Here is a 14,039-nt window from a genome sequence, read left to right on the forward strand (position 1 = left end):
CCTTGCGCATGCAAGGTCTTATTTTTTGCCCGCGCCCGAGTATGGTATACTAAAATATACGCAAACATGGAAACGGAGGAGAGGGGTTTGGCAAAAGGCATTATTCATTATGAAGTCGGCGAACAAGTCGATGTATATTTGCTTATTAAATCAGTGACAAAAGGAATTGCCAGTAACGGGAAACCGTTTTTAACTCTTATATTACAAGACAAAACTGGGGAAATCGAGGCAAAGTTATGGGACGCCTCTCCAGAGGATGAAAGTGTATATGTACCGGAAAGTATTGTGAAAGTATTCGGAGATATTAGCAATTATCGCGGACGTACGCAATTGAAAATTCGCAACATTCGTCCCGTTCATCAGAACGACCCTGTGCGCGTCACCGATTTTCTTGAAGTCGCGCCGTTGAAGCGGGATGAGATGATGGAAAAAATTACCCAGTACATTTTCAAAATGAAAAACCCGAACATTCAACGCATTACAAGACATTTATTAAAAAAATACGAACAAAGATTTTTCGACTATCCAGCAGCGACAAAAAACCATCACGAATTTATTTCCGGTTTGGCGTACCATGTCGTGTCCATGCTTGATTTAGCCAAAGCGATTGCCAATCTTTATCCGTCGTTGGATAAAGACTTATTATACGCCGGCGTGATTTTGCACGATCTCGGCAAAGTCATCGAACTATCGGGACCAGTTTCGACGTCGTATACGCTTGAAGGGAATTTGCTTGGACATATTTCGATTATGGTCAGTGAAATCAGTAAAGCAGCTGAGCATCTTGGGATTACCGGAGAAGAAGTCGTCGTATTGCAACATATGGTCCTAAGCCATCATGGCAAGGCAGAGTGGGGGAGCCCGAAGCCGCCGATGATTAAAGAGGCGGAAATTCTTCATTACATTGACAATTTAGATGCGAAAATGAATATGATGGACCGCGCTTTGGAAAAAGTGAAACCGGGCGAATTTACAGAACGAATTTTTGCGCTTGATAATCGCTCGTTTTATAAACCGACATTTTCTCAGTCATAAGAGAGTTTTTTTATGTTTCAAAACACAAGAAAAGGGGTACATATAATGTAACGTCCTGAAAAAGCGGACTAGGCATGATTGAATCAGCAGTTGAAATGATGCAGGCAGCGGAATGTGAAAGAGGAGCTTCAACAGGTATAAAAAGAAAAAACGAATAAACATTGCGTTGTCCCTGCAAGAAAGAGGCGGTCAATTCGACCGCCTCTTTCTTGTTATATCATAAAAAACCGCCTATCTCCAGAGACCAACCCGTTTGCTTCTTGAATCGGCAGCGATACAACACTTGCGCAAAGCATGGCTGTAATCGGAAAGGTTCGACAGTTTGAGGACAAATCATCCTCTTGGGATGCAATCCCCCTTGCGGGTAAAGAACATCTGCCCGTCATCCTGAGAGGACACTTGTGTTTTTCTTACGAATATCCTTATTGTTTGCTGCGTATAGTGTAGTAAGACAAGCTGAAAAAAAGGGGGCGTGATTATGTTCAGTTTACCATGGTGGATTTATTTAGTTGTTGCCGGAATTATTTTTAGCGGTTATATGACGGTGCGAACAGCCGCCAAAGAAAGAGAAATTGACGAAGCATTTATTGAAAAAGAAGGGGAAATTTATATGGAGCGGATTCGAAAGGAACGAGAGCGGCGCCAGAGAGAAGCGAAGTCCTTGTAAATCAAGGGCTTTTATTTTTTGAAAAATTTCCTTTATTTTTTTCTTTTTCGTGTTAGGATAATAGTAACTGTTATTCACTAAAGAGATAAAGCGGGGGATTGAACATGAAACGAGCATACAATTTTAATGCAGGGCCGTCTGCATTGCCACTTCCAGTGTTACAACGTGCGCAAGAAGAATTGCTCAATTTTCAAAATACCGGTATGTCAGTGATGGAACTGAGCCATCGCAGCAAAGAATATGATGCGGTGCACAACAAGGCAAAACAGTTATTAAGAAAACTCATGAATATTCCTGACACACATGACGTTTTATTTTTACAAGGCGGAGCAAGTCTGCAGTTTTCAATGGTGCCGATGAATTTACTCCCTCGTGAGAAAGTGGGCAATTACGTTTTAACGGGGGTATGGTCAGAAAAGGCGCTTAAAGAAGCGAAAAAAGTGGGGCAAACCCATATCGCAGCATCAAGTAAAGAAGCGAATTATACGTACATTCCATCACTTGACCAAATCCAGCTTTCCGAGCGGGCAGCGTATTTACACATTACATCAAACAACACGATTTTCGGAACACAATGGCATGAATTCCCGAACTTGCCTGTTGATTTAATCGCTGATATGTCGAGCGATATTTTAAGCCGCGAAGTGAACATCGAGCAATTTGCGCTTATTTACGCGGGAGCACAAAAAAATCTAGGACCGTCTGGTGTCACGGTCGTCATCGTTCGCAACGATTTACTAGAGCACGTTCCGGAAAACTTACCGACGATGCTAGATTACCGTACGTACAGCTCCAGCAACTCCTTATACAACACGCCGCCGACGTTTGCGATTTATATGCTTTCTCTCGTGCTTGAATGGGTCGAAGAGCAAGGAGGCGTGAAAATGATTGAGAAGCGCAATAAAGAAAAAGCATCGGTCGTGTACGAAGCCATTGACGCAAGCGCTGGGTTTTATTCGCCACATGCGGAAAAGGGAAGTCGCTCGTTTATGAATGTGACATTTACGCTGCCGAATGAAGAAATCACAAAGAAATTTTTAGCGGAGGCAAAAGAACAAGGGTTTGTCGGACTAGCGGGACATCGTTCGGTTGGCGGTTGTCGTGCATCGATTTATAACGCGGTTCCTTATGAAGCTTGTGAAGCGCTAGCCGAGTTTATGAAACAATTTCAGAAGCGATTTGCCTGAAAATTCCCACTTCACTTTTACACGATAAAGTGATATAATGTGACTGAGATTCTTGCAATAGGCATGAGAGCACTATTGGAGAAGCTTAGGAAAGAGTAGACGAGGAGAGATGAGCATGAATACGAGAGTACTAGTTTCACTTGCGTTACTTGTAGGAATCGGGGCGGTATTACATGCGGTCATTCCTGGATTTTTCTTCGGAATGAAGCCGGATATGATGCTAACGATGATGTTTTTAGGGATTTTGCTGTTTCCTAACAAAAAGGCAGTCGGCCTAGTCGGGGTTGTTACGGGAATTATTTCAGGGATGACGACAAGTTTTCCGGGCGGACTGCTGCCGAATATCATCGATAAACCGATTACTGCATTTGTATTCTTTACATTATGTTTGTTTGTTAAAAAGTACGGCCAAACGGTTGTCTCCGCTGCGGTGTTAACAGCGGTTGGTACGGTCGTTTCAGGTACGGTCTTTTTAACTGCTGCGTTGCTGATTGTTGGATTGCCGGGTGGAGCGGCTTTTTCAAGCTTATTCGTTGCCGTTGTGTTGCCGACAGCGGTCATTAACACGGTTGTGATGGTGATTGTGTATCCAATTGTTTCGGCGATTTTTAAGCGGACAAATATGGCAACGCAGGCATAAAAATCGCAAAAACCCGATCATCGTTGGTCGGGTTTTTTGCTATAGAGCTAAAAGTAACCAACAATCCAGGCGATAAAAATGGAAAGAAGCGCTCCACCAATATAGATAGTAGCTTGCTGTTTTAAAACTTTTTTAGGCGGATACATTTTTACTTTATACATTGAAAGGAATGTACTTACCGAAAGACAAGCGAAGATAAAGCTTAGTATATAAAAAAATGATTTCATATAGATCATCTTATTCTCCTCCTACAACCACTATATGTCTCCCATTTCTTGGCTATGAATTTGAGGAGAATGACAAGGAAATTTAAAAATTCTAATATTTTTATCTTTATTAATTTTTATTTTACTGGCATAATAGTAGATAAAAAAATCAAGTGAGGGAAGAGTGGGTGGAACGATGAAAATGACGGAACAACATTATTCTATAAAAGAGGCGATGTTATTTAGTCAACGAATTGCCCAGTTAAGCAAGGCGCTTTGGAAGTCGATTGAAAAAGATTGGCAGCAATGGATTAAGCCGTTTGACTTAAATATTAATGAGCACCATATTTTATGGATTGCGTATCATTTTAAAGGAGCATCGATTTCGGAAATTGCTAAATTCGGAGTCATGCATGTGTCAACAGCTTTTAACTTTTCCAAAAAGTTAGAAGAGCGAGGGTTATTATCCTTTTCCAAAAAGCAAGATGATAAGCGAAACACATACATTGAGTTGACAGAAAAAGGAGAACAAGTATTGCTTCAATTAATGGAGTCTTATGATCCAACACAAAACGCTGTGTTTAACGGAGCGTTACCGTTGCGTGAACTATACGGTAAGTTTCCAGAAATTTTAGAAATGATGTGTATTATCAGGAATATTTATGGCGATGACTTTATGGAGATTTTCGAGAAATCATTTGAAAATATTAAATCAGACTTTATTGAAAAAGACGGAAAATTAGTAAAACGCAACGAACAAGAAAAAGAAGTCACGAACCAATTATAAGCGCTTGATTTCTTTTATTAATTTTTGAAACTCTGTCATGAGAGGGACAAACATTTGTTGTTTTAAGAGCGCATCGACGGTTTTTTCAAGCGGAAGGTTCGGATTTAGCATTCCCGCAAAATGGAGCAACAGCGGGGTAAAAATGGTAAGACCTTCCTCTTTTTGTTTTTCATATTCTTTGCTCAAATGCTCACAAAGTTCTATGACTTCATCCACTTCTTCTTTTGTTAAATTAGCTTGGATAACAAGATGATAAAACGGCTTTTTCGTTTCATCTATCATCTCCATTAATAATGATTGATAGTATTCCAGTTTTGCGATTCGTTCTTCCAGCGCCCCCATATATGTTACCCCTTTAAATGGTCAATAGTTTTTAGTGTATCATGTATATTTTAACCAATTTATGCTCGCCAACCAATCCCAAAGTTTTTATTGCGTACAGGATTTTTTACTGAAAACCATATTGATTTATGGAAAGAAACATTGTAAAGTAGATGAGTAAAATTATGAATATTTTTGTGTCAGGGATAGGAGGGGAACTGGACATTGACTCTTTATTTCATACCCCTTGCTGTAGTCATTTTATTTTCGATTAATAAATTAACAAATACGCTTTGCGTGCAAAGAGAGATTCCAGAAGAAAAGCAACCGGGCGTTTTTCGGACGATTAATGTTCTCATTACGATCTTATTAATTTCTTCTTATTTCGAGGTGCTTTTTACATAGGAAAAGCTGACAGTTCTCACTGCCAGCTTTTTTGCTATTCGTATCTAGCTTTTCCAGTGTCAAACAAGAATCTAGTTACGGATAAGCAAGCCGCTTCAGCCTTTCTTAAAACAAGCATGCACAACCAACGATAATTAATAAAATGAACAACACGACGATTAACGCGAAACCTCCTGCATAAGGTGCGCTCATGAATAACACCTCCTTCCCCAAAAGGCGATTTCATTTTGGGATATTTCATCATATGTAAACGAAAAAATATATGTATGGGCCATAGACTAAAATGGAAAAAGTTTTTTTATTCGAAGGAAATATGTTATAGTTATTGTTGTGATTTTTCTTTTTGTAAAAAATTTGATGTAGGAGTTGTGAAACGGATGAAAAAATGGATGATTGCTGTGGCAGCCGCTTCTGTGCTCGCCTTATCGGCGTGCAATAATGGCGACTCAGAAGTTATTGTGAAAACAAAGGCTGGCAATATTACAAAAGAGGAATTTTACAATGAGATGAAACAGCGATTTGGTAAAGATGTCATTCGTGACCTTGTTCATGAAAAAGTATTGAGCAAGAAGTATAAAGTCACTGATAAGGAAATCGACAAAGAAATCGAGAACTTAAAGGAAACGTATGGCACGCAATATGATTTGGCGGTACAACAAAATGGTGAAAAAGCGATCCGCGACATGGTAAAACTAGATCTCTTACGTCAAAAAGCAGCCATGGAAGATATTAAAGTGACAGAAAAAGAATTGAAAAAGTATTATGATGAATATAAGCCAAAAATAAGAGCAAGCCACATTTTAGTGAAAGATGAAAAAACAGCAAAAGAGATTAAAGAGAAATTGGACAAAGGTGAAGATTTTGCGAAGCTTGCGAAAGAATATTCTCAAGACCCAGGTTCTGCACAAAAGGGCGGCGATTTAGGCTGGTTTGGTCCGGGAAAAATGGTGAAAGAATTTGAAGATGCTGCGTATTCGCTAAAGGTTGGAGAAATTAGTCAGCCGGTGAAAACAGAATTTGGATACCATATTATCAAAGTTACTGACAAAGAAAAGAAAAAACCATATAACGAAATGAAAGACGAAATTGAATTTGAAGTGAAAAAGAGCAAGTTAGACGCAACAAAAGTGGAGTCAAAAGTGGAGAAATTAGTAAAAGAAGCAGATGTTCAAGTAAAAGATGATGATTTAAAAAGTGTTTTCCAACAATAACAAAAAGGGAAGCGACGATTAAGTCGCTTCCCTTTCTTTTTATTCAATCCCTTTTTGAATTGTGGCAGCGATCGTTTGTAAATCGTCAAAGGTATAGTCGCTCGCATGGGATTTCCAAACAGCGCCAAATCCATCGCCTTTGCCGTAACGCGGAATGAGGTGAACGTGATAATGAAATACCGTTTGTCCTGCCTGCTCCCCGTTGTTATTTAACAAGTTCAGTCCGATAGGAGAAAACTGCTTTTTGATCGCATTCGCAATTTTTGGAACAGCAGCGAATACGTGGCTCGCGATTTCTGGTGTGAGTTCGAAAATGTTTTGCTTATGTACTTTTGGAATGACGAGAGTATGTCCTTTTGTTACTTGGCTAATATCAAGAAACGCAAGAACATGTTCATCTTCATACACTTTCGCCGCAGGAATGTCGCCATTAAGAATTTTACAAAAAATGCACTCGCTCACTTGCATAGGCCACCTTTCTCGACATTTTTGCTTATATTTTACCATAAAAAGAACAGGATGTAAGCCGCAAAAGGTTACATCCTGTTCGTCATGAAAAGGGGAGAGGATTAGTAAACAAGGTAACGTTTGATGAACACCTCATTTACAAAAAAGGTTTTTATCGCGTGAGTCTTTCATTGTTCAAGATGACCATCCCCTTATTATAGGGATTTGCTTAGCTGTAGATTTGCTTGCTGGTCTTTAATGAACACCTTATTTATTAAGGGTTTTTGCTTTACTCACTTCACTAAGACGGTGTTACTTCGACAAGGAAAGAGTCTTTCGTGAACACCTCATTTCAATGTGGACGTTTCACCAAACAACGTGACGTTGTATGAGTTGCTCCTCGTCCCCTCTTCGCTATTTATCATATCCCGAAATGAACGATCTATACGAAGGTGCATCTATATAATTTTTGGAAAGTGCGGAGTGACTTTGATAAAATAAGAATACAATCATGCAATTTATAAAGAAAGGAACGCCAATAATGACACTTCTTGAGGTCAAGCATTTATGTGGTGGATATACGAAACGAAATGTGTTAGAAGATGTTTCATTTACCGTTGATCGTCATCAAATCATTGGTTTGATTGGGTTAAACGGTGCTGGGAAAAGTACGACCATTAAACATATTATCGGGTTAATGGAACCGAGAAAAGGGACGATTACGATTAATGGGAAAACATTCGCTGACAATCCTGAGCAGTATCGAGCTCAATTTACCTACATACCAGAAACGCCTATTTTGTATGAAGAGCTTACATTGCAAGAGCATTTAGAGCTTACAGCAATGGCTTATGGGCTCTCAAAAAAGGAATATGAAAAAAGGCTTGAACCGCTATTGAAGGAATTTCGTATGGAGAAAAAATTAAAATGGTTCCCGGCGCATTTTTCTAAAGGGATGAAGCAAAAAGTGATGATCATGTGCGCCTTTTTAGTAGAGCCATCTCTGTATATTATCGATGAGCCGTTTGTTGGCCTAGATCCGCTAGGGATTCATTCGCTATTACAGCAAATGCAAAAGCGAAAAGAAGAAGGAGCTGGCATTTTAATGTCGACCCATATTTTAGCGACGGCGGAGAGATATTGTGACTCGTTTGTCATCTTGCATAATGGAAAAGTGAAAGCGAAGGGGACGTTAGAGGAACTGCGCCAACAATTGAACCGTCCTTTGGCAACATTGGATGATTTATATATGGAATTAACAAAGGAAGAAGCGTATGATTAACAGCCGTCAATTATGGAAGCAGCGACTTGGTCGCGAAATGCAGGAGATGAAGCGCTATTTGCGCTACATGTTTAATGATCATTTATTATTTGTTTTACTAATAGGGATCGGCGCAGGAGCTTTTGCATATGAACGATGGGTTGAAACGTTGTCCTCTCAATTTCCATATGCATGGGTTGCGGCACTTTTCTTTTCTTTCATGCTAACGACTAGTTCGGTTCGAACGTTTTTTCAAGATGCAGATATCGTGTTTTTGCTGCCGGTAGAAACCAAGCTTCGTCCTTATATTCAGCGTGCCTTCGTGTTCAATTTCATCGTACAAGCATATGTTTTGTTCTTGGCTGTATTAGTCATCGCCCCGCTTCATTTGAAATTTTCTCGATTTCCGTTATGGGCTCTTTTTCTTCTTTTGTTGTTGGTGAAGAGCTGGAATTTATTCATTAGCTGGAAGGGAAATTATTTCGTTGAACCGCTCGCTCAGTGGCTAAGCTGGGGAACGCGCCTGTTGCTCAATGCGCTTATCGTATATTTTCTGTTGGTGAATGTCTCCATCGCGTTTTTGCTCATTTTGCTTTTCATTATGATTGCGCTTTCCGTTTACTTTTCCCGTGTAACACAACAAAAAGGGCTAAAATGGGAGCGATTGATCGAGCAGGAGGCAAAAGCAAAACGAGCTTTTTATCGGATAGCGAATTTATTTATAGATGTTCCAACGCTCAAAGAGCGGGCAAAACGTCGCCGTTGGCTTGACGGGGTGTTGGCTCTTATTCCTTATCGCCAAGAAAATGCGTTTATATATTTATATGCAAGAACGTTTATAAGAGCCGGTGATTACTTTGCGTTTTATGTTCGCTTAACGGTTATCGCGTTGTTTTTGCTGTATATTGTTCCAACAGGATACGGGAAAATAGTTACATCCTTGTTTTTTCTTTATGCGACTGTCATTCAGTTGTTTACGTTATCCCGCCATTATCGTGCAAACATATTTGTGAAGCTATATCCTTTATCTTACGACAAACAAAGGAGGGCGGTACTTCATCTTTTGTTTTTATTGTTACTCATTCAAAACGTTCTTTTTGCTCTGTTTTTAGTCGTCCTCGGCGATCTATGGCTTGGCTTGTTGTCATTAGTTATGGGAGTAATTTTTAGTTATCTGCTGTTGTTTATGTATGTACAAAAACGTTGGAAACAGGGGGAGAGAAAATGAAAAACATGTACATCACCACAGGTACGTTAGAATATTTGCAAAAGCTGAAAGAAAATGTTTCAAATGAAAACACGCTATTGCTTGAAGGAAAAGATCATGTGATGTTACTTCACGAAACCAATGGAGCAACTGTGTTTCAAGAACCGCGCCGCTATGAAGTGCTCGATGCTGCCGGAGAGTTAGGTGGAGCGTTTGCCGTATTGAACAATATTCCGGTGACCGATGAAGGAAGGCCACTATTTGAATACCGTTTTAGCCAGCGAACAAGGCTCATTGAAAAAGAACCGGGATTTGTTGCGATTCGCGTGCTTCGCCCGTTATCGAATGATACGTATATCATTATGACGTTATGGGAAGGAGAAGAACATTTTAAAAATTGGCAGCGTTCAAAAGCGTATGAAAAAGCGCATGAACGTCGCAATGCTGCCAATCAAGAAGAACAACAAACAATCTTTCCTCGCCCTTCGTATGTGACGACGTATACCGTTGTTCAACAAAGCTGAAGGATTGTCAAAAGTCGCTTCACGGTAAGCGGCTTTTTTGCTTTTTCGACTATTTCCGAGGAAATCGACATACGAAAAGTATTCGTTTCCTGCTTTAGAGCTTCACATCTTTTTCCCCTTTTCATATGCTGTAGTACATCAATTAGGTAAATGTCCTATTTCTTAATTGAGATTTAGAAGGGAAGGGGAAAATGTATGGGCGTTGAATTGACAGCGTTACATTGGATTTACGTTGTGTTTGTCGTGCTCATTATCAGTTTTATGGTAGCACGAAAAGATACATCGCTCGTCTGTATTGTTGGTATTTTTTTATTAGCCATTACAGCTACTCATTCATTAAGCGCGGCAATCAGCAGTATATTTAATAGCTTTATTTACGCAATTACAGAACTGTTGCCGACAATTTTAGTCATCTCCATTATTGTTGCTATGAGCAAGGTGTTAACAGCAACTGGCATTAACGATGTCATGATTTCACCATTTGCTCGGTTGATTCGTACCCCGAGCTGGGCATACTGGACGATTGGATTGCTCATGATGGTTATTTCGTGGTTTTTCTGGCCATCGCCAGCCGTGGCTTTAATGGGAGCAGTACTATTGCCGGTGGCGCTCCGCGTAGGATTGCCGGCATTAGGAGCAGCTATGGCGATGAACTTGTTTGGTCACGGAATTGCGTTGTCAGGGGATTTTGTGATCCAAGGTGCGCCAAAATTAACCGCTGATGCAGCTGGGCTTCCAGTTTCTGATGTCGTATCCGCTAGTGTTCCGCTCGTATTTATTATGGGAATTGTCACAACAGTTACTGCCTACATTTTGTTGCGTCGTGATATAAAACGAGGTTACTTTCATCATACGATGGAGGAAATTGCGGTAGCGGTCGAACCTATCGCTGAGCAAACAAAACAACTACTGTCTAATAAAACAAAAAAATGGTTAGCTGTTATCATCCCTCTTTCATTTGTGCTTGATGTCGGTGCGATGTCGTATTTGAATTTGCAAGGTGGCGAAGCGACGGCGCTTATCGGCGGAACAGCGATTTTTATCCTCATTCTTATTTCCATCTTTGCTCATAAACGTGAAAGCTTTGAAGAAATTACAAATTACTTTATTGAAGGATTTCAATTTGGGTTTAAAGTGTTCGGTCCTGTCATTCCGATTGCTGCCTTTTTTTACTTAGGAGACGCTGGATTTCTCAAAATCATTGGTGAATATTTACCAAAGATGTCACATGGCATTGTCAACGATTTAGGGGTTGCGCTTGCGCATATTGTACCGATGAATAAAGAAATCGGTGCTGTCACATTAACGGCTGTTGGTGCGATTACCGGCTTGGATGGCTCCGGTTTTTCCGGTATTTCGTTAGCAGGTTCGATTGCTCATTTATTTGCCACGGCGATGGGGACTAGTGCGGCTACGTTAACAGCGTTAGGACAAGTTGCCGCGATTTGGGTTGGCGGTGGTACCCTTGTTCCGTGGGCATTAATTCCAGCAGCAGCCATTTGTGGTGTTGACCCGTTTGAGTTAGCGCGGCGAAACTTGGTTCCTGTAACAGTCGGACTTATTGTTACGACGATTATTGCAATGTTTCTCATTTAGTGCAGATCGAGCTGTCTCACAATAAGAGTGGGACAGCTTTTGAGGATGGAAGCATTTTGTAGTAATGATTTCGTTTTTCCATGATATAATGAAAAAAAAGGAAAACAAAGGGGAGAGGGAGTTGCTTGTACATTTGCATGATCGTTTAGAAGCGTATTTTGATAAAATGGTTGAGATTCGGCGTTATTTACATCAACATCCAGAATTGTCGTTTCAGGAATATAAAACAGCCAAATACATAGCCGACTATTATAAGGCATTAGGAATTCCGGTGCGGGAAAACGTAGGTGGAAATGGTGTTGTGGCAAAAATTGTCGGTGCGAAGCCGGGAAAAACAGTGGCATTGCGCGCTGATTTTGATGCGCTGCCGATTCAAGACGAAAAAGACGTCCCTTATAAATCAACTGTCCCAGGCGTAATGCACGCGTGCGGACATGATGGACATACAGCGACGTTACTCGTGTTAGCAAAAGTACTTTATGAAATGAAAGATGAGATGGCCGGTACGGTTGTTCTCATTCATCAACATGCGGAAGAATATGCCCCCGGCGGAGCGATTTCCATGATTGAAGACGGTTGTTTAGAAGGTGTTGATGCTATTTTTGGTACGCATTTATGGGCAACGGAGCCAACGGGAAAAATTCAATATCGCGTCGGTCCCATTATGGCGGCAGCAGATCGGTTTGAAATTACGATTCAAGGTTCAGGCGGTCACGGGGCACAGCCGCATAAAACAAAAGATGCGATTGTCATTGCCTCACAGCTTGTTCTTGCGCTGCAACAAATTGTCAGCCGCCGCGTCAATCCATTACAGCCAGCTGTTGTGTCGATCGGCTCGTTTGTCGCGGATAATGCGTTTAATGTTATTGCTGATACGGCGAAGCTTGTTGGTACTGTTCGCACTTTTGATGAGGCAGTTCGTGTTGAAATTGAGAGGGAAATTGGGAGAATCACAAAAGGAGTTTGTTTAGCGGCGGACTGCTCATACGAATATACGTATACGCGTGGCTATCCACCGGTTGTGAACCATGAGGAGGAAACGAAATTCATTGTCGAAATTGCAAAACAAATTCCAGAAGTGAAAATAGTGGAAGAGACGGAGCCGCATATGGGTGGAGAAGACTTTGCGTACTATTTGCAACATGTCAAGGGAGCGTTTTTCTTTACCGGAGCAAAAGCGGAACATATTACTGAGCCGTTTCCACATCATCATCCAAAATTTGATTTTGATGAAAAAGCGATGCTTATTGCGGCGAAGACGCTTGGTAGTGCGGCGCTTATGTATTTGCAAAAATAAATCGTCAATTTTTTGACAGTTTCGCTTCTTCCCTATACATTGTCGCAAGAACTTTGTATAGTTGTAATTGTACTTATAATATAAACTTGGCGTAGCGCCAAGTTTTCTTTTGCCAAATAAAGTGGACAAGTCATTTTTCTTTTAGATAGAAGTGTTTGTTGATACGATAGAAGTGAGAGTCAGAAAGGCGGATGAATATGACAAAAGCGATCAATGATACATTTTTACGCGCTTGTCGCGGTGAGAAGACCGATTATGTTCCGGTTTGGTATATGAGACAAGCAGGCCGTTCACAGCCGGAGTATCGCGCGTTAAAAGAAAAATACTCTTTATTTGAAATTACGCATCAACCAGAGCTTTGTGCCTATGTTACCCGTTTACCGGTCGAACAGTACAATGTCGATGCGGCGATTTTATATAAAGATATTATGTCACCGCTTCCAGCGATTGGGGTAGATGTAGAGATTAGAGGGGGAATCGGGCCGGTGATTGCTAATCCGATTCGTTCTCTTGCGGATGTGGAAAGACTCGGTGAAATCCATCCAGAAGAAGACGTTCCGTATGTGTTAGAAACGATTAGGCTGCTCACAACGGAACAATTGAGCGTGCCGTTAATCGGTTTTGCCGGTGCTCCATTTACATTAGCAAGCTATATGATTGAAGGCGGACCATCGAAAAACTATAATAAAACAAAAGCATTTATGTATGCAGAGCCAAAAGCGTGGTTTGCGTTAATGGACAAGCTTGCGGAGATGACGATTCGCTATGTCAAAGCGCAAATTCATGCTGGTGCCAAAGCGATTCAAATTTTTGATTCATGGGTAGGCGCTGTGAATGTTGAAGATTATCGCTACTTTATTAAACCAACGATGGAACGCATTTTCTCCGCATTGCGGGAAGAAAACGTCCCGCTCATTATGTTTGGAGTCGGGGCAAGCCATTTAGCGAAAGAGTGGAATGATTTGCCGCTTGATGTCGTTGGATTAGATTGGCGGTTGCCGATTCGTGAGGCGCGCGCGAACGGAATTACAAAAGCGATTCAAGGAAATTTAGACCCGGCGGTGCTGTTGGCACCTTGGGACGTTATCGAGGCGCGGGTGAAAGAGATTTTAGACCAGGGTATGGAGAAGCCGGGGTATGTGTTTAACTTAGGTCATGGAATTTTCCCAGACATTCAGCCGGAAACGTTAAAACGATTAACAGCGTTTATTCACGAATATACATCACGACAATGGAAGGTGTAGAGAA

Annotated in this window: 17 protein-coding genes; 13 read left to right on the forward strand and 4 right to left on the reverse strand. The window is 40.9% G+C overall.

Annotated features, from left to right (window positions below):
• The first annotated feature begins 87 nt into the window (after window positions 1–87).
• The 4 genes from yhaM (at window position 88) to HNR31_RS07650 (ending at window position 3,529) form a co-directional block, all read left to right on the forward strand.
• Window positions 88–1,035 (forward strand): 3'-5' exoribonuclease YhaM, encoded by a 948-nt coding sequence (gene yhaM, locus HNR31_RS07635; protein ID WP_181555663.1) that lies wholly within the window; start codon window positions 88–90, stop codon window positions 1,033–1,035.
• Between the two features lie 478 nt (window positions 1,036–1,513).
• On the forward strand, window positions 1,514–1,702 hold the full coding sequence (locus HNR31_RS07640) for a sporulation YhaL family protein (protein WP_181555664.1): 189 nt from the start codon (window positions 1,514–1,516) through the stop codon (window positions 1,700–1,702).
• A 104-nt stretch (window positions 1,703–1,806) separates the two neighbouring features.
• Complete coding sequence (serC, locus tag HNR31_RS07645; RefSeq protein ID WP_181555665.1) at window positions 1,807–2,889, forward strand: 3-phosphoserine/phosphohydroxythreonine transaminase; 1,083 nt, start codon at window positions 1,807–1,809, stop codon at window positions 2,887–2,889.
• A 115-nt stretch (window positions 2,890–3,004) separates the two neighbouring features.
• Window positions 3,005–3,529 carry a tryptophan transporter gene (locus HNR31_RS07650; protein WP_181555666.1) on the forward strand — a complete coding sequence of 175 codons (525 nt, stop codon included), beginning with the start codon at window positions 3,005–3,007 and terminating at the stop codon, window positions 3,527–3,529.
• A 47-nt stretch (window positions 3,530–3,576) separates the two neighbouring features.
• Here HNR31_RS07650 and HNR31_RS07655 read toward each other — a convergent pair whose 3' ends face one another.
• Window positions 3,577–3,765, reverse strand: a complete 189-nt coding sequence (locus HNR31_RS07655) for a hypothetical protein (protein ID WP_181555667.1) — start codon at window positions 3,763–3,765, stop codon at window positions 3,577–3,579.
• Between the two features lie 166 nt (window positions 3,766–3,931).
• Here HNR31_RS07655 and HNR31_RS07660 point away from each other — a divergent pair, with 166 nt between their 5' ends.
• Window positions 3,932–4,522, forward strand: a complete 591-nt coding sequence (locus HNR31_RS07660) for an HTH-type transcriptional regulator Hpr (RefSeq protein WP_181555850.1) — start codon at window positions 3,932–3,934, stop codon at window positions 4,520–4,522.
• Here the strand turns inward: HNR31_RS07660 and HNR31_RS07665 are convergent.
• A complete protein-coding gene (locus HNR31_RS07665; RefSeq protein WP_181555668.1) occupies window positions 4,517–4,864 on the reverse strand; it encodes a YhaI family protein in 348 nt (115 codons plus the stop codon). The genes HNR31_RS07660 and HNR31_RS07665 overlap by 6 nt on opposite strands.
• A 204-nt stretch (window positions 4,865–5,068) precedes the next feature.
• Between HNR31_RS07665 and HNR31_RS07670 the strand changes: the two genes are divergently transcribed.
• Window positions 5,069–5,248: a hypothetical protein gene (locus HNR31_RS07670; RefSeq protein ID WP_181555669.1), complete on the forward strand. Its 180-nt coding sequence runs from the start codon at window positions 5,069–5,071 to the stop codon at window positions 5,246–5,248.
• A gap of 105 nt (window positions 5,249–5,353) precedes the next feature.
• Here the strand turns inward: HNR31_RS07670 and HNR31_RS07675 are convergent, their stop codons facing one another.
• Entirely contained in the window at window positions 5,354–5,440 is an 87-nt protein-coding gene (locus HNR31_RS07675) for a YjcZ family sporulation protein (RefSeq protein WP_099458908.1), read from the reverse strand.
• Window positions 5,441–5,625: 185 nt separating this feature from the next.
• Between HNR31_RS07675 and HNR31_RS07680 the strand changes: the two genes are divergently transcribed.
• Entirely contained in the window at window positions 5,626–6,459 is an 834-nt protein-coding gene (locus HNR31_RS07680) for a peptidylprolyl isomerase (protein WP_181555670.1), read from the forward strand.
• 39 nt (window positions 6,460–6,498) lie between these two features.
• Here HNR31_RS07680 and HNR31_RS07685 read toward each other — a convergent pair whose 3' ends face one another.
• On the reverse strand, window positions 6,499–6,927 hold the full coding sequence (locus HNR31_RS07685) for an HIT family protein (protein ID WP_220129452.1): 429 nt from the start codon (window positions 6,925–6,927) through the stop codon (window positions 6,499–6,501).
• A 520-nt stretch (window positions 6,928–7,447) separates the two neighbouring features.
• On the opposite strand from HNR31_RS07685, the gene HNR31_RS07690 reads away from it, so the two are divergent.
• The 6 genes from HNR31_RS07690 (at window position 7,448) to hemE (ending at window position 14,035) form a co-directional block, all read left to right on the forward strand.
• Complete coding sequence (locus HNR31_RS07690; RefSeq protein WP_181555672.1) at window positions 7,448–8,188, forward strand: ABC transporter ATP-binding protein; 741 nt, start codon at window positions 7,448–7,450, stop codon at window positions 8,186–8,188.
• Window positions 8,181–9,395 carry an ABC transporter permease gene (locus HNR31_RS07695; RefSeq protein ID WP_181555673.1) on the forward strand — a complete coding sequence of 405 codons (1,215 nt, stop codon included), beginning with the start codon at window positions 8,181–8,183 and terminating at the stop codon, window positions 9,393–9,395. The genes HNR31_RS07690 and HNR31_RS07695 overlap by 8 nt, the downstream gene beginning before the upstream one ends.
• Window positions 9,392–9,898, forward strand: coding sequence for an antibiotic biosynthesis monooxygenase family protein (locus tag HNR31_RS07700; RefSeq protein WP_181555674.1), 507 nt, complete (start codon window positions 9,392–9,394; stop codon window positions 9,896–9,898). The genes HNR31_RS07695 and HNR31_RS07700 overlap by 4 nt, the downstream gene beginning before the upstream one ends.
• Window positions 9,899–10,093: 195 nt before the next feature.
• A complete protein-coding gene (locus tag HNR31_RS07705) occupies window positions 10,094–11,494 on the forward strand; it encodes a hypothetical protein (RefSeq protein ID WP_181555675.1) in 1,401 nt (466 codons plus the stop codon).
• A 166-nt stretch (window positions 11,495–11,660) separates the two neighbouring features.
• Window positions 11,661–12,791, forward strand: a complete 1,131-nt coding sequence (locus tag HNR31_RS07710; RefSeq protein ID WP_258561033.1) for a M20 family metallopeptidase — start codon at window positions 11,661–11,663, stop codon at window positions 12,789–12,791.
• 197 nt (window positions 12,792–12,988) lie between these two features.
• A complete protein-coding gene (hemE, locus tag HNR31_RS07715) occupies window positions 12,989–14,035 on the forward strand; it encodes a uroporphyrinogen decarboxylase (RefSeq protein WP_181555676.1) in 1,047 nt (348 codons plus the stop codon).
• Window positions 14,036–14,039 lie beyond the last annotated feature (4 nt).

Source organism: Thermaerobacillus caldiproteolyticus (genome assembly GCF_013761245.1).
Taxonomy (GTDB): domain Bacteria; phylum Bacillota; class Bacilli; order Bacillales; family Anoxybacillaceae; genus Thermaerobacillus; species Thermaerobacillus caldiproteolyticus.